Genomic DNA, 20,971 nt, shown 5'->3' with positions numbered 1-20,971 from the left:
GCTATGGAGTTCAAGTTCAAGGTCCAGCAGTACCAGACTTTGGCTGCAGACGCGGTTGCCGATGTCTTCGAGGGCCAGCCCAAAGTCGACGGCCAGCAGTTTGTCCGCGACCTGGGAGCTGGGTTCTACAACAAGAAGGGTCAGGCGTTCATTGGCAACTTCGATGGCCTTGATGTCGATGCTTCCGATGGCTACAAGAACGCTCCGTTGACGATGGGGCCCGACGTCCTTCTCGACAATATCAAGAAGGTCCAGGACCGTAATGGCATCGAGCGCTCGGTCAAGCTCAGCCGCGCGCTTGGCGCCTGCGAGCTGGACGTCGAGATGGAGACGGGTACCGGTAAGACCTACGTCTATACCGAGACCATCTTCGAGCTTAACAAGCGCTACGGCTGGTCGAAGTTCATCATCGTGGTGCCGAGCGTCGCCATTCGCGAGGGTGTGGCGAAGTCGCTCGCTATCACCGAGCGGCACTTTGCCGATCGCTACGGGAAGCGCATCTGGTGGTTCGTCTACAACAGCTCGCGCCTGAACGAGCTCGATGCGTTTGCCAGCCGGAGCGACATCTCCGTCATGGTCATCAACATGCAAGCGTTCAACGCCTTTGACGAGTCCAAGAGCAAGGAGGGGCGCGGGGGAGACAAGACCGCCCGCATCATGTTCTCCGAACGCGACGACTTTGGCAGCCGGCGCCCCATTGACGTTCTTGCAGCCACCAACCCCATCCTCATCCTCGATGAGCCTCAGAAAATGGGGAAGAAGAACAGCGCCACGCGCAAGGCGATGCAGCAGTTCCACCCGCTCTTCTCGCTCAACTACTCGGCCACGCACACGGAGCACCATAACGAGGTCTACGCGCTTGACGCGCTCGACGCCTACAACATGCGCCTTGTGAAGCGCATCGAGGTAAAGGGCTTTGAGGTGCGCGGCATGCGTGGTACGGACGGCTACCTCTGCCTGCAGGAGATCAAGGTGAGCAAGGCCGCTCCCGTCGCGCGGATCGAGTTCAAGAAGCTTATGGCCAACGGTAGCGTTAAGAAGATCATTGGTTCGTTCAACGAGGGTGACGACATCTACGTTGCCTCGGGCGAGCTCGAGGCATATCGCAACGACTTCGTCGTCTCTGAGATTCGCGCCGATCAGGATGGCACCCTTGGCTACGTGCGCTTCCGCAATGGTGAGGAGCTGCGTTGCGGTGAGGTTGTTGGAGACTCCGCGGGCGAGGACATCCGTCGCGTACAGATTCGCGAGACCATAAAGAGTCACCTTCAGAAGGAGGAGCAGCTCTTCTCACGGGGAATCAAGTGCCTCTCGCTCTTCTTTATCGACGAGGTGGCGAAGTACCGTGCCTACTCGGATGACGGGGAGGAGCTGACGGTCGGCTATGGCAAGGTATTCGAGGAGGAGTACGCTGCCGCTGTGGCAGAGCGCCTCGACTCACCCCGTATTGGGGACGACGCGCCTGGCTCCTATGCCTCGTATCTCAAGCAGTTTGAGCCGAACCAGGTGCACAAGGGATACTTCTCGATAGACAAGAAGGGCCATGCGGTCGATAGCGCCACGAAGCGCGGGTCGGAATACTCCGACGATGAGAACGCCTACGACCTCATACTCAAGAACAAGGAGCGCCTGCTTTCCTTCGACGAGCCCACGCGCTTCATCTTCTCCCACTCTGCGCTGCGCGAGGGATGGGACAACCCCAACGTCTTCCAGATCTGCACGCTCAAGGAGTCTGGCTCCGAGACGAGCAAGCGACAGGAGGTCGGGCGCGGCATGCGCCTGTGCGTGAACCAGGAGGGCGACCGTCAGGACGTTGGAGCGCTCGGCGAGGACATGGTCCAGAAGGTAAACCTGCTTACGGTTATCGCGTCCGAGAGCTACTCGAGCTTCGTGAATGACCTGCAGAAGGACATTAGAGCCGAGCTGCGCGATCGACCGAAGAAGGTCACGAAGGAGTTCCTCCGGGACTTCCACTTTGTTGGCTCGGGCGGCGTAAAGCTCGAGCTGGATGGCGAGCAGGCCGAGCTCGTGCACAACGTGCTGGTGAAGCTCGAGTATGTTGGCCTCGACGGCGGCGTCACCGACAAGTTCAAGACCGAGGGCATCAGGCGCGAGGAAATCGAGGCACTCCCCGTTGCCGCGCGCACGATTATCGAGCAGAAGCTCCCGCTAATCGAGACCGCTCTGACGAGCGTCTTTGACAGCTCGGCGCTCGATGACATGGTGAGCAACGGTCTCGAGGCGAAGGTTCTCTCCAATCCCCTTAACGAGAACTTCGGAAAGAGGGAGTTCCAGGAGCTCTGGAACAAGATCAACTTCAAGCAGGCCTATACCGTCCACTTTGACGATGACGAGCTGCGCCGCAAGGCGGTGGACAACATCGACCGCAACCTTATGGTCTCCAAGGTGACGTATCGCATCGTCACGGGCGAGCAGGCCGAGGAGGGGAGTGCGGAGCAGCTTGACTCGAAGAGTCACTTCGAGATGAGGCATACAGAGACGCACAACCTCTCTGACGTCTCTCCCATTCATGTCAAGTACGACCTGGTGGGCGAGGTTGCAAGGCGGGCGAAGATCACCCGTCGAAGCGCGGCGAGGATTCTCTCTGAGATGAGCCCCGTGAAGTTTGCGCTCTTCAAGGAGAACCCCGAGGAGTTCATCGCCAAGGTGGGGGATGCCATCGTCGACGAGAAGGCGACGATGATCGTGGAGCACATCAGCTACAACCGGCTCGAGGAGCGCTACGACGCCGCCATCTTTACGGAGACCATGCCGGAGAGCATGGCGCGTGCCTACCGTTCCAAGAAGAACGTGCAGGACTACGTGTTCCCGGACGGGACGGCTGTGAAGTCTGTGGAGCGGCGGTTTGCCGAGGATCTGGACGCGGCTGATGAGGTGGTCGTCTACGCCAAGCTGCCGCGTTCGTTCCAGATACCGACGCCGGTTGGCAACTACGCCCCCGATTGGGCAATTGCGTTCAAACGCGAGAGCGTGAATCACGTGTTCTTTGTCGCGGAGACCAAGGGATCGATGAACACGTTGGACCTTAGGCCTATCGAGCAGGCGAAGATTGCGTGCGCGAGGAAGCTGTTCAATGAGATGGGCGATGCGGACGTGCTCTACGACGTGGTGGACGACTTCGAGAGCCTGATAGGGATAGTGAGAGGGTAGTGGATAAGACCTTATTGATCGGAAACGGTCTAAACCTTACCGCGGGTGCCATCTCGTGGAACGAGATGCTTGATGACCTGTGTCCCGCAAGCCTGCGCATCACCTCTGACGATGAGAATGAAGAGCAGGTACCCCTTCCGATTCAATTCGAGATTATGGGAGCAAAAGAGGGCGTTCGCACGCCCGAGAGAAGGCGCGATCCATACTTGGTTCTAAAGGAGAAAGTCAAAGAGAGGCTATTGGAGAATCTTCCTGAACCGAGCTCTCTTCACAAACAGGTATATCGTACGGGAATCAACAACATAATTACAACAAATTACGATTACGCGCTGGAGAGTTGCTCGCCACGATGGGACAGGTTAAAAGCCCGAAAGTGGAATCCCCAACAGAAGTACATGTTGGAATCGACGGGGTCTGTTGAGGGGATAGATTTCTATCATGCGCATGGCACATATGACGTCGTCACATCGATTTGCATCGGGTACGAGCACTACATGGGCTATGTGCAGCACATGAGGTCGTTGCTGATTGGAGCCAAACCTAAGGACGAGACCGCGGATGGTCCACTTGGTGTTGCCCGGCTTCTGGCTGGCGAAGAAACGTCTTTGATTGGGACCTGGCCTGCGCTGTTCTTTTCTTCAGACGTCGCAATTGTGGGACTGGGCCTTTCCTTCTCGGAAATTGACCTGTGGTGGCTCTTGGCGTTCAGAGCAGCTTTCTTCTCTGGAAACCACGAGCGTGTGACGAAGCGCAACAGAATAGTTTACTTTGATGTTAAAGAGGCGAAGGACGACGAAGACCGCAACGCCATGGAAAAGCGCCTGAAGAAATGTGCCAAAGCCATTGCCCTTGATGGCTTGGATGTGACCTACGTTCCGGTAGTCCGTGAAGGCTACCAACGTGGCTATTCCGAAGTCTTTGACCTGTTGAAGTCAAAGGATGACTGGGCGGATATTGAATAAGCCGAAGACGCTCTTTTCACCGATGAGAGGAAGTGCGTTCGATGGTTACCCATCAATGCGAGCCCATCGTCCTGATCGTCGGATTGAACCGTTAAGGAGGTCCCAATGTCCAGTTCATTCTCGAGTGCGGAGGCACAAGGAATCATCGCTAACGCGCGGGCTGCTCTGAAGACGATCGACAAAATCATCGACGAACAGGAGAGGTATGCCAAGGAGATAGCCGAGCTCTATGGCCAGCTCGTGAACCAGAACGGTAACAGGCTGGCCAGGAGCATCTCGCTCATTTGCATAGGCCCGGGCAAATACCGCACGCTTGCCGGCGGGAAAAAGAGCGGCACGAAGTCCAACCTGTACCTTGCGGCAAAGTCGGGCGCTGACGCGACGATTCAGACGTGTTCCGGAGAGTATGACGCACGAGCGTGCTATGAGCGAGCGCTTGATGTTGCCGGTATCGACGAGTTCTCCGACGTTTTCGAGGACCTTGTGTTCGCGGGCTATAAGAAGTGGCTCCATGGGGAGATCATCGAGAAGCCTCTTGCCGAGTGGAAGGCCATGCGTCCCGTCATCGCTAAGGCCATTGAGGCTGCCGAGCCCGCCCTGCAGGGAGGGCTGACGCGACTCTTCATGAACTCCGCGACCAAGCAGGCTGCGTTCGACGCCCTCGACAAGCTGCAGAAAATGGATGTGGCACGCATCGCCACCCACATGGATTACTGGCCGGAGTTCAGCGCTGACCGCTTCTCTTCGAAGGAGGCGCTCGTCTATTGCTTCCGGCATGACGAGGAAGACAGGGGCAATATCCTTGGCTGCCTGCAGAAGGAGATTGATGGCTTCAAGATGGAAAGTGCCGACGCCAGGCCCTTCTCGTCCGAGGAGGCGCAGCAGCTGCTCGATCGCTTCCAGGGCATTGCAGATGTCCCCGCCCCCATCGCCGCTGCCCAAGAGGACGTCAAGAACAGGATTTCCTCCGCGATAGATGAAATGAGGGAGAGCGACGTCCTCGCGCAGCTTGCGCTGACCCCCATTGACGAGCTCGCCAAGCAAAGGACGGGTGTACAGATCAAGAAGCTGCAGGATGCGGGTGTTATCACGCTCGCCGACCTCTACGAGCGCATGAGCTCGCCGGAGAAGGGCGACCTACCCGGGGTGGGCCCTAAGACTCTTGACGCTATCGAGGCGTACCTGAACCCGATCGTCGGGGGTATCCGGAAGCGCTGGCGCCTCAAGCTCGCCGCCGATGACAAGACTGACGCTGCCATGCTTCTCCTTCGCACCGTGCAAGCATACCTCGAACTTGGCAGCCTCCACGACAGGGCCCAGAAGGCGCTTGCCGGCCTGAAGTTGCTGAATGACACGCAGCTCGAGGCGCTGCGGTATGCGGCGGATCCGGTTGACTGGCTCCTTGCTGACGACGGGCAGGTTCGCGCGGCTGGCTATGCAATGGAGGCTGCGAACAAGCAGCTCGAGGGCGAAGACGGTGCGTGGCTGGTCTCGATGCTCGGCGGCTCTAAGGTCCAGCGGCTCGCGAGCAATCTAGCCTCCATCAGCGAAGCTAGAAAGGCGTTTCGTGCGCATCCGGATGCGTTCATGGATGTCATTAGGGAGATTGAGCCCGAGGTGTTAGCTTCGGCAGAGCCAGTGGTGGCCGATGCGACACCCGCGGAGGCGCCTGCACCCGCAAGGCAGCCGAAGCGCAAGACGACCGCGAAGAAGCCGCAGCATCCTATGCCTGCGAAGACCGACGCGGATCTTCTCGAGCAGACAAAGGCGTTCTACAAGAAGTTCGAGGGCTCGACCATGATGTTCCTGCTCGCGGAGGACGCTCCGGTCTTCGAAGCTGCATCGAAGTATTCGGTGAGTGCGGACGCCCCGCGCGCCGAAGGCGACATCTTTTCCTGCGCCATTCCTGACGGCTGGACAAGCGAGAAAGACACCGGCGGGCGCGCGTTCGTGCTGGTGCCGGGGGACCACGCTGGCGAGGGTCTTGAGTCAGACATCGCGATTCTGTACGGCAAGACGCCCGTTGGTGAAGACTACGCTTCGAACGTGCAGCAATACGGCATGGCTCCGGTTCTTTGGGCATTCTGCTATGCCGGAAGAAGCTATAGCGCGAACTTCACCACTGAGATGCACGAAGTCACCGCTCGCAACTGCCGCTGCGCGGTCGTGCAGGTTCCAACCGCCGATGAGAGCTGTTTCGAGTTCTATGTCTACCCCTACTCCCTCATTGGACAGGATTACCTTCGCATTACCTTCTACGAACCGGGTGACATCACGTTCGAGCAGGCAAGAACCTTCGTGGACAGCCTTGCTCGGACTGTGGAGATTGATGGCCCCATAACGCCTGCGTTCCTGGAGCGTTTTGAGGAGCGCGCCGCAGAGGCGAGTTCGCTTAAGGAGGTGGACGAGGTCATATCTCCCGTGCTGGTTGCCTTGACAACACTTTGTCAGCAGGCTCTCGATGCCGCCCTGCGCTTCTATGCGAGCGGGGTCGGAGAGGAGGCTGTGGTGTACGAGGGGCTCGCCCGTGCGTGCATCTGCGGGTTCAACCAGTACTGCGATGCGTGCGCGCCGCTTGTGGGTAGGATCGTCACGCTTCTCGACACGTGGATCGGGATCCATCCGCTTGATGCAGGGGAACTGGGATACTGTAGAAACATGCTCGGAAGTCTGTCGGCGAGCGCTGCAGTGCGTCCCGATGCGTTTGCTGACATTAAGAGGACGAATCCGGAGTTCTATGGGGAAATCGTGCCCCTCTGCACGCCCACGCCCAAACAGCAGGTACTCCTCGACCGAATCGACGGCCTGAGGGCATCGCTGGGCCTGCCGGCAAACGAAAGCGTTGCCGACGAGCAAGATGGCTCGACGGTGCCCCAGGGGCCTGATCCAGTCCCCGCGCAGGGCGAGGGCATGGACCTCGTGGTGTTCTTCTTGACGTTCCTGTCAAAAAGCTGGTTTTTCTTCGATGAGGGGGACATCGCGTGGGACGGAATGCATCACAGCGTCCGCGCGATAACGTGGCGCGAGCCCTGTCTTGAGCAAATTGAGGAGCATATTGAAGGCGTCAACGTTGATTTCGACGGTCTTGACGACGTAAGAAGTCACTTCCTCCGCCTCGTCCTATCTGTGGAACAAGATGAGGGCATTCGCGTCCCTCGCGGCTGCATCGCCCCTGGCGTGAAGAAGGCCCTTCCTGAGGGCGACCTTACGGGGCTCACCCTGGTCAACCTTTGTGAGAGCAGCCAAGGTCTTGTCTTCGGAGGGGGATACGACAGGTACGAAGTGTGCTTCGACACCCGCCTGTCGCGAGGGATCCCGCAGTTCTTCAGCCTCGTTGCGCGCACGCTCTGGGATTTGCGCGAATGTATGGTTGCGCTTAAGGGCCGTCCTTTTGACATCGTGTTTCTTGCAACAAGAAGCTTCGACGCCGACGAGTATCTGGGCGAAGTCGACAAGCCGGTCGAAGGCGCGCAGGACTGCCCCGCGCCAATGCGTGTGGTTGAGAAGCCGGAAATCAACCTCCCGTAGCACAGAATGCAAAGGACCAAGTAACAGGAGAACCCATGGCAACGCTCATACGCGACAAGTACGAGGCGGAGAAGGCGGAGGTCAATTAAAGCGTCGAGGAGCTTGGGCTGCCTGGTGTCGAGTTTGAAGACTCATAACGATGTCGTGATCAAGGGGAGGGACTGATGGCTAATTTCCATACGAATCTGCTGGTTGTCGCTGCGGATGAACAGAACATGCTGAAGCTTCTCAAGCTCTGTGCCCGGAACCTTCTGGCATGCGTCGAGGAGACGCGCTTCTCGCTCGGCAACATCGATCAGTATGAGAGCGTGGCTGCCCTCTATCGACAGCTCCACGGGTATCTTGATGCCTACTACTGGATTGCGCTGTCTGGGGCCTCCGGCACGACGGCTCCTCCGGGGGCGGGTGAGGTTACTTGGGGAGTGAACGAGTCTGGCCGGGAAGCCCTCTACGGAGGTGCTGACAGGTTGGGAAGCTCTTTTGGAAGCCTCGTCGGGAACCCGAACATTGAGATCAGCGTATCGGTTGCGCCCACCGCTCGGCCCTTGAGCGATTCAGCGAGCGTCCGACTGGATGAGTACGCGGGAACGTTCGTTCTTTCGATGACGTACTCGACGGCGTGGGAGCCGAACTCGGGAGATATCGACGCGTTCTTCTCGCTCCTTGAGCCGGGCGACTATGGTGTCGCCTTCCTAGACGCAGACGAGGGGGACGCGTACACGCTGGTATCAGCGTTCAGCGGCCTCCATCACGGCGGGTGCGGGCTCAAGGACATCGCCTCCCCGAGCGTGGACGAGGATCGCGACGCTCGGGACCTGCAGAAGGATGTCGAGAAGTGCGTGCAGGTCAGGCGAGAGGACATCCACGATCTCGCGGAGCTCGCCTATGCGGTCGCCGTGTGCCGATGGCCCGAGTACGAGTCGGCCCAGCACTCATACTGTGCGGACGACTACTACGAGCACTGCCAGGACGGCGAAGAAGGCAACTTCGAAAGGTGGTACGAGGAGAACTTCCCTGATTACATTAATTACGAGGAGGAATACGAGAAGCTCTATCCCGGTGAAGCCAAGGATGGCTCCATAGACCTATTGGCGAAGGGCGGACGGCTGTCGGCCTCCTCCATCGAGGCAAAGCGGATCGACTGGATCTCCCCAAGCAAGGGCGACCTCGCGCAGATTGGCCGATGCCTTGCGCACATGGTGCGGCTGCTCCCCATCCATGTGATGCTCGATGATGTGAACCACGCGGTGAACCAGGACGCCATCGCCTCCGCGCTCGCTGGTGACGAGGTCGTCATTACGTCCACGTGGCACGACTCGAGGTCTCGTGCTCCGGTCGAGCTCGCGATAACGACCCCGGATGGCGTGGAGTACGGGCGCCTGGGCAACGGCCAGCTCTGGTCGATGACGGATTCGGTCGGGGAGATGGTGAACTCGTCCGCCACGATCGCGTGCCTGCTGCCTCATCTCTCGGCGCGTGTGGACAAGGTAATGCCCATCGCCCTCAGGTCCGGGCACGCGAGACACTCGATTTTCATTGTACGAATCGAGCTTGCCGACGGGGCATACGAGCGAATCGAGGAGGACGCCCTCGCCCTGCTGGCTCGGCGCTGCAGCGAGCGCAATAGCCGCTCTTCGGTCAAGAGGGGATGATAGCCGTGAGTGATCAGCCGCTGAACATGGAAGACCCCCGCGAGCACGCTTCGGTCGGGTCGAGTGCCTTCGATCCCGAGGTGGTGCTGGCAGAGTTCCAGAGGCGCTACGAGGATGGCTCTAGGCCTAAGCCGCGCACGGCCAAGCTTCTCTTTGAGGATAACCCCGACCTTGGCGGCTACTATGCCGTCCTCAACGCCAAGGCTCGCGACTTCTTTGGGAGGACGCTCGGTAAAGAGCTCGTGGCCCGCGGGCTCATCGATAAGGGGGCGGCAAAGCGCGATCCTCAGCCGACGGAGCCGGCCGGCCAACGAGCGCCCCTCATTATGAGCAGGGCTTCTAGGGGGCCACTGAGTTTGGAGGAGCGCCGCGAGCGGGCTGTCGCGGACTTGAAGAACTATTACCCTGATGGCAGGATTGCACGGCTCGATGCGGACCACAAAAAAATGGGCGAGCGGCTGAGGAAGCTCTATAGGGAGCTTGGGTATTCCTCGCGCCGTGAAATGATAGAGTCGTTCGGCTTCGAGATGCCGAGCGAGAAGGGGGGCAGGCCGCGCTCCTGCGACTTCGAGACGGTTCTCGCAGAACTCCAGAGACGCTATGAGGACGAGGGGAAGCCCAGGCCGCGGACAACCAAGGCCCTCTTCGAGGAGAATCCCGACCTCGCCGAACACTATGAAGCGCTCAACAGCGGCGCTCGCAAGTTCTTTGGAAGATCGCTGGGCAAAGAGCTCGAGGCCCGAGGGCTCGTTGATAGGGGTTCCTCTCGGAGTTCTGATGCCGAGGCGGCGCGCGGTGCTCGTGTCGAGCGGCGTGAGTCCGAGACTGCGGAGTTGCTCGCCGCGCTTGGCGATATGGAACAGCGGCTCGCAGACGTCCCCGTCGATGAGAGACCATCCACTTTGACGAGCCTGTGCGAGCGGTTCCCGGAATACGAGGGGCTCATCTCGCAAGGGCGCAGGCGAGGCATCGTTTCCAAGCAGATTCTGTTCGATCGCGGGATCTTGGGGCTTTCCAAGAGTGGGGCTGCGGCGCAGCGGAAGAGCGCCCGACTTTCCCACATCAGGAACCAGGAGCTTCCAGCGCTTCTCGAGCGGTACGAGAGCCTGGACGGTCCCCCGTTCGTCGACGGCGAGAACCATGGGGAGCTTCTTGGGGACGGTGTGCTTGGGTATGACCTGGCAACCATGAGCGAGTTGCGCGAGACTAAAATCCCCGTCGAAAACATCTGGCCCCTGTCTGTTGGCGAGGCCCCCTCCGTCCGCTTCGCTCAATACGAGAATGCGTCAAGGTATTCCCCGCAGGGGCGTCTCATCATTTCCTGCGGCGCGGATCAGATGGGTGAGTCCGGCATGAGTCTTGACGTCGTCAGCTTCGACGAGTTCGTCTCCGCCGAGCGCTTCGAGGGTGAGACCCCCTTCGCGACGGTTGAGGGCGCGCAAGTTGAGGCTGAGCTCATGCTCGCCGGCATCCCGTTTGCAGTGCTGCGCTACCGATTTGTCGTTCCTCTCTCCGCGCGGACGCTGCTCTACGCCTTGCACGCGCTTGGCGTGCCAGTTGTCTAGACCAACGGGGCCGCGGCCCTTCTCGCCCCCTTGCCGAAGCGTCCGCGCCTCTGACGGACGGTGCGGCGCGCGCGACATCCCTCGGCGCTACAATGCCCCCAACAGGCCGAGGACAGGAGGTGTCCCATGGCAGATTCGCTGAAGCCCCAGTACGACGAGCTCGTCGCCAGGTGGAGCGCCCTCTCGCCCGAGCGTCGCGAGGAGCTGCTCGCGGAGTTCGTGCCCGACTACGTCTACAACTCCGAGAAGATCGAGAACTCCGAGCTCACGTACGCAACCGTGAAGCAGATCGTGGAGACGGGCTCCGTCATCGGCTACACCGGCGACGTCCAGCTGCTCGTGGAGACCTATAATCTCAAGCTCTCCTGGGACCTCGCCCGGCGCAGGCTCGCCGAGAGCCCGTGCCTCTCCGAGGAGCTCATCCAGGAGGCGCAGGGCCTCGTGACGATGGGCACCTACGACGAGAAGCGCCTGCTCGCCGGCGAGCGCCCGGGCACCTTCAAGCTGGGCAACTACGTGGGCGGCCCGGCGAGCGTGGGCATCCCGGCTGCCGAGGTCCCGCGCGAGGTGGGGCTGCTCGCCGACGACGTGAACACCTACCTCGAGGAGGGCGAGCGCAGGCTCACCATCGCGGCCTACCTCCACGCCAAGCTCTTCGACATCCATCCCTTCGCCGACGGCAACGGGCGCACGGCGCGCCTGCTCATGAACGGCGTCCTGCTCGCGATGGGCATGCCGCCGATCGTGATCCACGCGCAGAACCACGCCGCCTACCACGCCGCGCTCGACGTGTTCCACCTGGAGGGTGACCTCGGCCCGCTCAGGCGCTTCCTGCGCTCCGAGACGATGCTCACCTGGGAGGGCCTGCTCGAGAACTAGGGGGTGTCCCATGGACGACGGCATCCGCACGGTCGTGGGGTCAGACGGCATGCACCAGGAGCAGGAGTCCGACTTCGTGCGCTGGGACCTCGCCACGGGCGAGGCGTCGTTGGTCTTCGGCGACCCCGGCGACGGCGTGCGGACGGTGATTCGCCCCGACGGCTCGAGCGCCGTCGAGCAGCAGCTCGGCAACATGCGAATCTCGACCGACCGCGGCATGGAGTCGATCCTCTGACATGGCCGGCAACCCGTTCGACTTCAACCGGGACGGCCGCTGGTCGACGTCCGAGCGCGCCTTTACGCACTACGGCGTCGACCCGCTCGTGCGCGGGGAGGACCCCGGCGGCGCCTCGCCGGACGACCCGGCGGGCTGCGGCGGCGGATGCCTGGGCTGCCTCTCTGTCGTGCTCGTCGCGAGCGTCGGTCTTCTCGTTCTGCTCGCCCTCGCGCTCCTGTTCTCTCCCGGCGCGTGACGCGACGTCTCCACACGTCCTTCTCGACGCGAGAAAAAGTCCTTGCATCGGCTCGCGGGGTTTTGCATAATAGTCGAGCTGCCTCTAGAGGTCGCAAGATGGTGGGCGTAGCTCAGTTGGAAGAGCGACGGGTTGTGGTCCCGTAGGTCGAGGGTTCGAGCCCCTTCGCCCACCCCATAACCGCATATCTGGATCGTTAGCTCAGCTGGTAGAGCAGGGGACTCTTAATCCCAAGGTCCAGGGTTCGAACCCCTGACGATCCACCACTTCGGATCGTTAGCTCAGCTGGTAGAGCAGGGGACTCTTAATCCCAAGGTCCAGGGTTCGAACCCCTGACGATCCACCACGTCATGCAGGGGCCGTCGAGAGACGGCCCTTTTTCGTAAGGGGGACGCGTGTCGAGAAGAACGCAGACAGCCTCGAGAAGGATGCCCGCCAAGGGGCCGCTCGCGCTCGTCGCCGCGCTGCTGCTGGCGGCCGCGGCCGCCCTGGGCTCGGGTGCCGTCACGCTGCCCGGGTCCTCGCCGTCCGCCGGGGTCGCCGGGCAGGAGGTCTCCTACACCGCATGGGACGAGGACGAGTACCCCGAGTACTACCGCGTCGTGGGCGCCGCCGTCGTCGACGACGAGGTCCAGCCCGGGGAGATCCGCTACGAGGGGCTCGACGGCCTCGGGCGCACCGGGCGCGTCGCGGCCAACGTGACGCTCGAGATGGCGCGCGAGGGAAGCGAGCGCAACCGCGAGGACATGTCCTGGATCCATCCCTCGGGCTGGGGCCACAACGAGCAGGTGGACATCGTCATGCCCGACGGCGACACCTACCACGGCGCGCTCTTCAACCGCAGCCATCTGCTCGCCAAGTCGCTCGGCGGCGATGAGGTCCCCGAGAACATGGTGACCGGCACGCGCACGCAGAACGTGGGCGACAACCACGGCCAGGACGGCGGCATGGCCTACACCGAGGGCATCGCCCGCGACTGGCTGTGGGACCACCGTGACGGCACCGTCTACTACTGCGCCACGCCCGTCTACGAGGGCAACGAGCTCGTGCCCCGCAGCGTCATCGTGGACGTGCGCTCCTCCGACGGCGAGATCGACCAGCGGGTCGAGGTTTTCAACGCCGTCGCGGGGTTCGAGATCGACTACGCCACGGGCGAGTTCTGGGAGGTCTGACATGTCCGAGGGACTTGACGCCATCCGCCGCGCGCTCGAGGACGACCCCGCGCTCCACGAGCGGGTCACGGGGACCGACTTCTCCTGGACCGGCCGGATCTTCACGGTCGAGCAGGTGGAGGTCGAGCTCTCCGATGGCTCGCGCAGCGGGCGCGACCTCGTGCTCCATCACGGCGGCGCGGGCGTGGTGGCCGTGCGTGACGGGCGCGTCTGCCTGGTGCGCCAGTACCGCGTCGCGCTCGGCCGCATGACGCTCGAGATCCCCGCCGGCAAGGTGGACCCGGAGGAGCCGCGCGACGTCTGCGCCGCCCGTGAGCTCACCGAGGAGACGGGGCTTGTCGCCGAGCGCGTCGAGCTGCTCGTGGAGTCCTACGGGGCGCCGGGCTTCACCAACGAGCACACCTCGGTCTACTTCGCCCACGGTCTTTCCCAGGGCGAGGCCGCCCTCGACGAGGGCGAGTTCCTGAACGTGCTGTGGCTACCGGTCGACGACGTGATCGAGGCGATCCGCCTGGGCCTCATCGACGACGCCAAGACCGTGATGGGGCTTCTCGCCGCGCGCACCTTCGGGATGCTCTAGAATGTGTCTCGCGCCGGCGGGGCCGGTCGCGGCACGCGCCCTTAGCTCAGCTGGATAGAGCAGGGGACTTCTAATCCCAAGGTCGGGGGTTCGAATCCCTCAGGGCGCGCCAGGGACGCAGCGGGCCGGGGGCGTAGCAGCTCCCGGCCCTTTTGCGCCGCACGCCGCCGCGTCGGTCGCCTCTTGCGGCGAGTCGAAATACGCTCGCAAAATTCTGCGCCCCACCGCGCGGACTTACGGCATACTTGTAACGTGCGAACTGCCCGATGGAAGGAGCACGCGTTGATTTACACGATGACGTTGAACCCTGCTCTCGACTACGTCATGCACCCCCTGACCCTCGACATGGGCTTCACCAACCGCTCGTCCTCTGAGGAGCTGCACTGCGGCGGCAACGGCATCAACATCTCCACGCTCCTGAACGAGCTCGACGTGCCGAGCATCGCCATGGGCATCGCCGCGGGCTTCACCGGTGACTACCTGCTCAAGCGCCTGCAGGAGAAGGGCGTCGCGAGCAACTTCGTGATCCTCGACCGCGGCTACACGCGCATCAACATCAAGCTCAACGGCATCGTCATGACGATGGTCAACGGCATGGGCCCCAAGATTCCCGAGAAGAAGGTGGACGAGCTCCTCGCCCGCATGGATGTCGTGGGCGCGGGCGACACCCTCGTCCTCACGGGCTCCATCCCCAACTCGCTTCCCGAGGACATGTACATGCAGATCATGAGGCGCCTCGGCGGCCGCGGCATCCAGTTCGTCGTCGACGCGCCGGGCCAGCTCCTCATGGAGTCGCTCGAGATGCACCCGTTCCTCATCAAGCCCAACAACCACGAGGTCGGGCGCATCTACGGCGTTGAGATCGAGGAGCCCGAGGCCTGCATGCCCTACGCGCACAAGCTCCAGGAGGCCGGCGCCCGCAACGTCATCATCTCCTGCGGCGGGCACGGCTCTCTGCTGCTGGACGAGAACGGCGCCGAGCATATCGTCCCCACGGCCCGCATCCGCCTCGTCAACGCCACCGGCGCCGGCGACTCCATGGTCGGCGGCTTCCTCGCGCAGGTCACGCGTGGCGTCGACTACGAGACCGCACTCATCTTCGCCTCCGCCTGCGGCACCGCCACGGCGGCGAGCAAGGGCATCGCCAAGCGCTCGACGATCGACCGCGTGGTCACCGCCCTGTACAAGAAGATGGGTCGCGCCATCCCCGGCACCATCGCCCGCGACATCGAGGAGAACCGCGTGCGCGCCGAGGAGGACGAGAAGAAGGGCTCGGAGGCCAAGTAGCCCGGCGTTTCGGTCGCTCCGCCCGCAAGGGCGTGAACGTAATAGCAGGTCTGGCCGCCCAGCGGCCACGTGAAGGGGGAGAGCAACATGTACGAGGGAGTCAACGCATCCGATGGCATCGGCATTGGTGTCGCGCGCGTCGCCGTCGAGCCGGACCTGAGCTTCACGCCGCACGCCCCGGAGGACGCCGGTGACGAGAAGCAGCGCTACGCCGCCGCCGTGGCCAAGTTCGTCGAGCAGACCAACGCCCAGATCGCCCGCATGACCGAGACGGTGGGCGAGGAGGCCGCCGCCATCATGGGCGCCCACATCGAGTTCGCCGAGGACGAGGGCATCCAGGAGATGGTCAACGGCTCCATCGAGGCCGGCATGTGCGCCGAGCAGGCCGTCTCCGAGGCCTATGACATGTACTACAACATGTTCTCCAACATGGAGGACGAGCTCTTCCGCGAGCGCGCGGCCGACGTCGCCGACGTCAAGACCGGGCTTCTTGCCGACCTGCTGGGCAAGGAGGTCGTCGACCTCTCCACGCTGCCCGAGAACTCCGTCGTCGTGGTGCACGAGCTCACCCCGTCCATGACTGCGGACATCGACAAGGACAACGTCGCCGCCATCGTTACCGAGACTGGCGGCCGCACCTCTCACTCCGCCATCATCGCCCGCGCGCTGGAGATCCCGGCGGTCCTGTCCGTCGCCGACATCACCAAGGTGATCAAGAGCGGTGACATGGTCATCGTGGACGGTACGCGCGGCCGCGTGCTCGTCAACCCCGCCGACAACGACCTCGCCCACTATCGCGCAAAGGCCAAGCAGTACGCCGAGGAGAAGCTCGCGCTCGAGGCCTACCGCGGCAAGGAGACCGTGACCGGCGACGGCGAGAAGGTCCTTCTCGTCGCCAACATCGGCAACCCGGACGATGCCAACGTCGCGGCCGAGCATGACTGCGAGGGCGTGGGCCTCTTCCGCTCCGAGTTCCTGTTCATGGACGCCAAGGAGCTCCCGAGCGAGGACGAGCAGTTCGCCGCGTACCAGAAGGTCGCGCTGCGCATGAAGAACCAGCCGGTCATCATCCGCACGCTCGACGTGGGCGGCGACAAGGAGATCCCGTACCTCAACCTCCGCAAGGAGGAGAACCCCTTCATGGGCTACCGCGCGGTGCGCTACTGCCTGAACAACCCGGACCAGTACAAGGTCCAGCTCACGGCCCTGCTGCGCGCCTCCGCCTTCGGCGACATCAAGATCATGGTTCCGCTGGTCACCAACATCGACGAGATTCGCCAGGTGAAGGCCCTCGTCGAGGAGTGCAAGGCCAATCTTGACGCCCGTGGCGTGGCCTACAACAAGGACATCGAGGTCGGCACCATGATCGAGACGCCCGCCGCGTCGCTGATCGCCGACGACCTGGCCGCCGAGTGCGACTTCTTCTCCATCGGCACCAACGACCTGATCGGCTACACGATGTGCGCCGACCGCGGCAACGACCGCGTTGGCTACCTCTACGACGTCTATCAGCCCGCGGTTCTGCGCTCGCTCAAGCGCATCATCGAGGAGGGCAACAAGGCCGGCATCATGGTCGGCATGTGCGGTGAGGCCGCGGCCGACCCGCTGCTGATCCCGGTGCTCATCTCCTTCGGCCTGGGCGAGTTCTCCGTGTCCGCGCCGTCGATCCTGCGCACCCGTCGCATCATCTCCGAGTGGACCAAGGCCGAGGCCGACGCCCTCACCGAGAAGGTCATGAAGCTCAAGACCGCCACTGAGGTCAAGGCCATGCTCCAGGCCGCCGCTCGGTAGGCTCCAGCGCAAGAATCGCAATTCCGGCCCCGTCTTCCGCGGCTGAAAGCGCAACACGACGCTTTCCGACGGAAGGCGGGGTCTCTGCTGCGTGCGGCAGCCCCTGCGCGCAGGCTCGATGCTGGTGAACGTGCTTCTCCCTCAGTCGAACCCCTCTTGAGCCCCCTCTTGGAGAGCGCGGGTGCTGCGGTTGCTTAGGATTTGGGGGTCGTTGTAGGTCCGCTCGGTCATCACGCTTACGAATGTGGGGTAGTTGTAGGCTCACCCCGGCCTTTCGGCGTGGGATTCGGTGTCGCTTCGGACAAACCCGCAGGTCGTCTCTCTTCGCAGGAACTTCTCGTCCGCGAAGTCGCGTCCGGAAGGTACAACAACCTCGAATTCTTAAGCGAGAAGAGAAGGCTGGCCTACAACGACCCCCAAACCCTAAGCGCGTCGTTCGGCATCGCCCGTCGGCGGTCGATTCGCGAGGTGTCGGGGCGGGGGGCATGGGCCGTCCAACGCCGAGGGCCCGACTCAGACGGGGAAGATCACGCGCAGGGCGGCGGGGACGACTTCGACCTCGAAGTGGGTGCCGGAGAGTGCCTCGCCGTCGACCTGGCAGGGAGGCTCCGCCGCGAAGTCGAGCACCGCCCGGCGGATCTTCCGGAGGCGTACGACGCGCGAGCGCGCGTGACGTCCCGACCGCGCCAGGCCGAAGAGCGCGAGCAGGTGGGGGAGCACCGGCTTGCGCACGTTGTAGCAGACGTCGAGAAGCCCGTCGGCAGGGTCGGCGTCCGGGCAGATGCGGAACCCGCCCCCGTAGGTGGGGCCGACCTGAACCGCGAAGATGAGCGTGGAGAGGTCGACGGGGTCCTCGTCGTCGAGGCGCACCGTGCAGGGGAAACCGCCCCTCGCGCGCGAGAGTATCTTGAGCCCGGAGGTGACGTAGAGCGCCTCGCCCTTCTGCGAGGTGTCCGCCGCGCGGCGCTCGGTGGTGTCAATCGCGATCGCGGCGTCGAGCCCGAACGAGAGCGTCTCCATGAAGTGGGTCCCGTTGACACGCCCGACCTCGACGGGGCGAACGCTTCCGCGCACGAGCTGCGCGAAGGCGGCCTCCACGTCGTTGGTGACCATGCCGAGCGTGCGGGCGTAGTCGTTGCCGGACCCGAGCGGGATGATCCCGAGCTGGGGCCGGTCTTCCGCGTCTCGGCGCATGAGCCCGCAGACGGTCTCGTGGGTCACGCCGTCGCCGCCGAGGACGAGCACGGTGTCGAACCCCTCGGCGCCCTCGGCGATCGTGGTCGCCTCGCCGGGTCCCGACGTGAGACGGACCTCGTAGCCGCTCGTGACGGACGAGTAGCTACCCAGAAACCGTCGGGCGAACTCGGCCCCCTGGGCGCCCTTGCCGCTGTGGGCGGCGGGGTTGGCGATGAGGAGCGTGCGACCGAGAGGGGAGTCTGCCATGCGCGGCCTTTCTCGAGGTTCTTCTCGGCGTCCATTCTACGCTTGCCCGCCACGGGACGCTCACCTATACTTTGACCCTGCGACCGGGGCGTGGCGCAGCTTGGTAGCGCATCTGCTTTGGGAGCAGAGGGTCGCTGGTTCGAATCCAGTCGCCCCGACCAACGCACGCGGGTGTGGTTCAATGGTAGAACCTCAGCCTTCCAAGCTGATGACGCGGGTTCGATTCCCGTCACCCGCTCCAGACACTCAGAGCCCGGGCGCGCCCGGGCTTTTTTCGTGTCGCTCTCCTGTGGATTGCGCCTGTGTTTCGTGTGTACGGGAGATTACGCGCGAGGTTCGGTGACGTTACGCTTCTCGTCCGGATTTGTGCCACAGCGTTTCGTCAACGTATCCTCTCATGCGGAATTTCGGTTCGTCGCGGCCGCGGCCGCCCGTGAAGGGAGAAACGCATGACGTATTCCGAGAAGGTCATCGCCGACCTCGAGGCTCGCTATCCCGAGCAGCTCGAGTTCATCCAGGCGGCCAAGGAGGTCCTCGAGACCCTGCAGCCCGCCCTCGACGCCCACCCCGAGTACGAGGAGGCCAGCCTCCTCGAGCGCATCGTCGAGCCCGAGCGCGTGATCATGTTCCGCGTGCCGTGGGTCGACGACAACGGCAAGGTCCAGGTCAACCGCGGCTACCGTGTGGAGTTCAACTCCGCCATCGGCCCCTACAAGGGCGGCCTGCGCTTCAACCCCACCGTCACCGTGGGCATGCTCAAGTTCCTCGGCTTCGAGCAGATCTTCAAGAACGCGCTCACCACGCTGCCCATGGGCGGCGGCAAGGGCGGCTCCGACTTCGACCCCAAGGGCAAGTCCAACCGCGAGATCATGGCCTTCTGCCAGTCCTTCATGACCGAGCTCTTCCGCCACATCGGCCCCAACACCGACGTTCCCGCCGGTGACCTGGGCGTTGGCGGCCGTGAGGTTGCCTACATGTTCGGCCAGTACAAGCGTCTCAAGAACGAGTGGACCGGCGTCCTCACCGGCAAGGGCCTCACCTTCGGCGGCTCGCTCGCCCGCACCGAGGCTACCGGCTACGGCCTGGTCTACTTCGTCGACGAGTACCTCAAGAGCGCCGGCGACTCCTTCGAGGGCAAGAAGGTCGTCGTCCACGGCTCCGGCAACGTCGCCATCTACGCCATCCAGAAGGTCGCCCAGCTCGGCGGTACCGTCATCGCCTGCTCCGACACCAAGGGCTGGGTCGAGGACCCCGAGGGCATCGACTACCAGGTCCTCGAGCACATCTACAACAAGAAGCGCTCCGGCAACGACAAGGGCGTGAGCCTCGCGATGTACGTCGACGAGCGTCCCGGCGCCGCCTGGCACGAGGGTGACGGCCGCGGCGTCTGGCAGCTCCCGTGCGACGTCGCGCTGCCCTGCGCCCGCGAGAACACCCTGCACCTCGAGGACGCCAAGGCCCTCGTCGCCAACGGCTGCAAGGTCGTCGGCGAGGGCGCGAACATGCCTACCACGCCGGATGCCACCACCTACCTCATGGAGAACGGCGTCGCCTTCATGCCCGGCAAGGCTGCCAACGCCGGTGGCGTTCTCGTGTCCGGTCTCGAGATGAGCCAGAACGCCGAGCACCTCTCCTGGACCTTCGAGGAGGTTGACGGCAAGCTCGAGGGCCTCATGCGCGGCATGTTCCACAACGTGGACGACACCGCCCGCGCCTACGGTCACGAGGGCAACTTCGTCATGGGCGCCAACATCGCCGGCTTCACCAAGGTCGCCGAGGCCATGATGGCCCAGGGCGTCTGCTAGTCGCCTGACGCGTTCGCGGCGGGGGCGGCCCCTCCGGCTTCCACGCAGGACTGCGCTTCGCGGAAGATCCTGCTTAGGAAGCCGGAGGGCCGCCCTCTCACATGTCGCTCCTTCATCGTTTTGAGGTTGTGCGCAAGCCTGGAGGATATGTACGAAGTTGTAAGGTTGATACGAATGCGGCAATCGGTCTAGCTGCGGTTTCTCTGGCCGAGACTGTGTATCAAAGGTAAAATTGTGTACATAACCTCGGAGAGCGCGCATAACCCTTCGAGTCATCTGGCGAGAAGAACGTGCGATTCCGGCCTTCGATGGGATAGATTGTGGACGTTCGGCCCCAACGCGGAAAGGAGCCCCCCATGCCCTTTGTCCTTGGCGTGCCTGTGCTCGCACTGCCTGTGGTCGCTGCGGTGAGCCCCCGGTCGCGTGAACGTGTGCTGGCCCTTGTTGCCGCAAGCTACTTCTTCCTCTCGCTCTGCCTGACGTCGGTGCTCAGGTACAACGCCGGTGCCGACACGTCTTCGCTCATAGACACGGTGAACGGCTGGCTCTTCGGGGCCGTCTTTCTCCTGGCCTGGTCGACGTTTTTCTCGGCCATGGCCATTGTGCGAGGCCGTCAGCGCTAGACCCTCCCGTGCGGACTTTTGTGCTGATGCGTTATCCCGC

Annotated in this window: 15 protein-coding genes and 6 tRNA genes; 20 read left to right on the top strand and 1 reads right to left on the bottom strand. The window is 62.9% G+C overall.

The window, feature by feature from the left end; translation table 11 throughout:
* The first annotated feature begins 3 nt into the window (after positions 1 to 3).
* The 16 genes from INF26_RS08305 to ptsP all read left to right on the top strand — a co-directional run bounded on the left by INF26_RS08305 (position 4) and on the right by ptsP (position 17,060).
* Positions 4 to 3,171, top strand: a complete 3,168-nt coding sequence (locus tag INF26_RS08305; RefSeq protein WP_193530464.1) for a type III restriction-modification system endonuclease — start codon at positions 4 to 6, stop codon at positions 3,169 to 3,171.
* Positions 3,171 to 4,133: an SIR2 family protein gene (locus INF26_RS08300; RefSeq protein WP_193530463.1), complete on the top strand. Its 963-nt coding sequence runs from the start codon at positions 3,171 to 3,173 to the stop codon at positions 4,131 to 4,133. The genes INF26_RS08305 and INF26_RS08300 overlap by 1 nt, the downstream gene beginning before the upstream one ends.
* 105 nt (positions 4,134 to 4,238) lie before the next feature.
* Positions 4,239 to 7,661, top strand: coding sequence for a hypothetical protein (locus tag INF26_RS08295; RefSeq protein ID WP_193530462.1), 3,423 nt, complete (start codon positions 4,239 to 4,241; stop codon positions 7,659 to 7,661).
* A 164-nt stretch (positions 7,662 to 7,825) separates the two neighbouring features.
* A complete protein-coding gene (locus INF26_RS08290; RefSeq protein ID WP_193530461.1) occupies positions 7,826 to 9,313 on the top strand; it encodes a hypothetical protein in 1,488 nt (495 codons plus the stop codon).
* A gap of 5 nt (positions 9,314 to 9,318) precedes the next feature.
* On the top strand, positions 9,319 to 10,878 hold the full coding sequence (locus tag INF26_RS08285; RefSeq protein WP_193530460.1) for a hypothetical protein: 1,560 nt from the start codon (positions 9,319 to 9,321) through the stop codon (positions 10,876 to 10,878).
* Positions 10,879 to 11,004: 126 nt separating this feature from the next.
* A complete protein-coding gene (locus INF26_RS08280; protein WP_193530459.1) occupies positions 11,005 to 11,757 on the top strand; it encodes a Fic family protein in 753 nt (250 codons plus the stop codon).
* A 10-nt stretch (positions 11,758 to 11,767) separates the two neighbouring features.
* On the top strand, positions 11,768 to 11,992 hold the full coding sequence (locus INF26_RS08275) for a hypothetical protein (protein ID WP_193530458.1): 225 nt from the start codon (positions 11,768 to 11,770) through the stop codon (positions 11,990 to 11,992).
* A 1-nt stretch (position 11,993) separates the two neighbouring features.
* Positions 11,994 to 12,230, top strand: a complete 237-nt coding sequence (locus INF26_RS08270; RefSeq protein WP_193530457.1) for a hypothetical protein — start codon at positions 11,994 to 11,996, stop codon at positions 12,228 to 12,230.
* Between the two features lie 101 nt (positions 12,231 to 12,331).
* A tRNA-His gene (locus tag INF26_RS08265) sits at positions 12,332 to 12,407 on the top strand.
* Between the two features lie 13 nt (positions 12,408 to 12,420).
* A tRNA-Lys gene (locus INF26_RS08260) sits at positions 12,421 to 12,496 on the top strand.
* Between the two features lie 4 nt (positions 12,497 to 12,500).
* Positions 12,501 to 12,576, top strand: a tRNA-Lys gene (locus tag INF26_RS08255).
* A 49-nt stretch (positions 12,577 to 12,625) separates the two neighbouring features.
* Complete coding sequence (locus INF26_RS08250; protein ID WP_332307349.1) at positions 12,626 to 13,402, top strand: DNA/RNA non-specific endonuclease; 777 nt, start codon at positions 12,626 to 12,628, stop codon at positions 13,400 to 13,402.
* Position 13,403: 1 nt separating this feature from the next.
* On the top strand, positions 13,404 to 13,982 hold the full coding sequence (locus tag INF26_RS08245) for an NUDIX hydrolase (RefSeq protein ID WP_193530456.1): 579 nt from the start codon (positions 13,404 to 13,406) through the stop codon (positions 13,980 to 13,982).
* 35 nt (positions 13,983 to 14,017) lie between these two features.
* A tRNA-Arg gene (locus INF26_RS08240) sits at positions 14,018 to 14,094 on the top strand.
* Positions 14,095 to 14,264: 170 nt separating this feature from the next.
* Positions 14,265 to 15,269, top strand: a complete 1,005-nt coding sequence (locus tag INF26_RS08235; RefSeq protein ID WP_193530455.1) for a 1-phosphofructokinase family hexose kinase — start codon at positions 14,265 to 14,267, stop codon at positions 15,267 to 15,269.
* A gap of 87 nt (positions 15,270 to 15,356) precedes the next feature.
* Positions 15,357 to 17,060: a phosphoenolpyruvate--protein phosphotransferase gene (gene ptsP / locus INF26_RS08230; protein WP_193530454.1), complete on the top strand. Its 1,704-nt coding sequence runs from the start codon at positions 15,357 to 15,359 to the stop codon at positions 17,058 to 17,060.
* A 513-nt stretch (positions 17,061 to 17,573) separates the two neighbouring features.
* On the opposite strand, the gene INF26_RS08225 is transcribed toward ptsP, so the two are convergent.
* Positions 17,574 to 18,503, bottom strand: coding sequence for a diacylglycerol/lipid kinase family protein (locus tag INF26_RS08225; protein WP_193530453.1), 930 nt, complete (start codon positions 18,501 to 18,503; stop codon positions 17,574 to 17,576).
* A gap of 84 nt (positions 18,504 to 18,587) precedes the next feature.
* Between INF26_RS08225 and INF26_RS08220 the strand changes: the two genes are divergently transcribed.
* The 4 genes from INF26_RS08220 to INF26_RS08205 all read left to right on the top strand — a co-directional run bounded on the left by INF26_RS08220 (position 18,588) and on the right by INF26_RS08205 (position 20,931).
* Positions 18,588 to 18,664, top strand: a tRNA-Pro gene (locus tag INF26_RS08220).
* A 6-nt stretch (positions 18,665 to 18,670) separates the two neighbouring features.
* A tRNA-Gly gene (locus tag INF26_RS08215) sits at positions 18,671 to 18,744 on the top strand.
* Positions 18,745 to 18,952: 208 nt separating this feature from the next.
* Positions 18,953 to 20,308 (top strand): NADP-specific glutamate dehydrogenase, encoded by a 1,356-nt coding sequence (gene gdhA, locus INF26_RS08210; protein ID WP_193530452.1) that lies wholly within the window; start codon positions 18,953 to 18,955, stop codon positions 20,306 to 20,308.
* Positions 20,309 to 20,664: 356 nt separating this feature from the next.
* Entirely contained in the window at positions 20,665 to 20,931 is a 267-nt protein-coding gene (locus tag INF26_RS08205) for a hypothetical protein (RefSeq protein WP_193530451.1), read from the top strand.
* Positions 20,932 to 20,971 lie beyond the last annotated feature (40 nt).

This window comes from Thermophilibacter gallinarum (genome assembly GCF_014982725.1).
GTDB lineage: Bacteria > Actinomycetota > Coriobacteriia > Coriobacteriales > Atopobiaceae > Thermophilibacter > Thermophilibacter gallinarum.
Note: the sequence above shows the minus strand (reverse complement) of the source record. Positions and strands in the feature narration are given on the sequence as shown.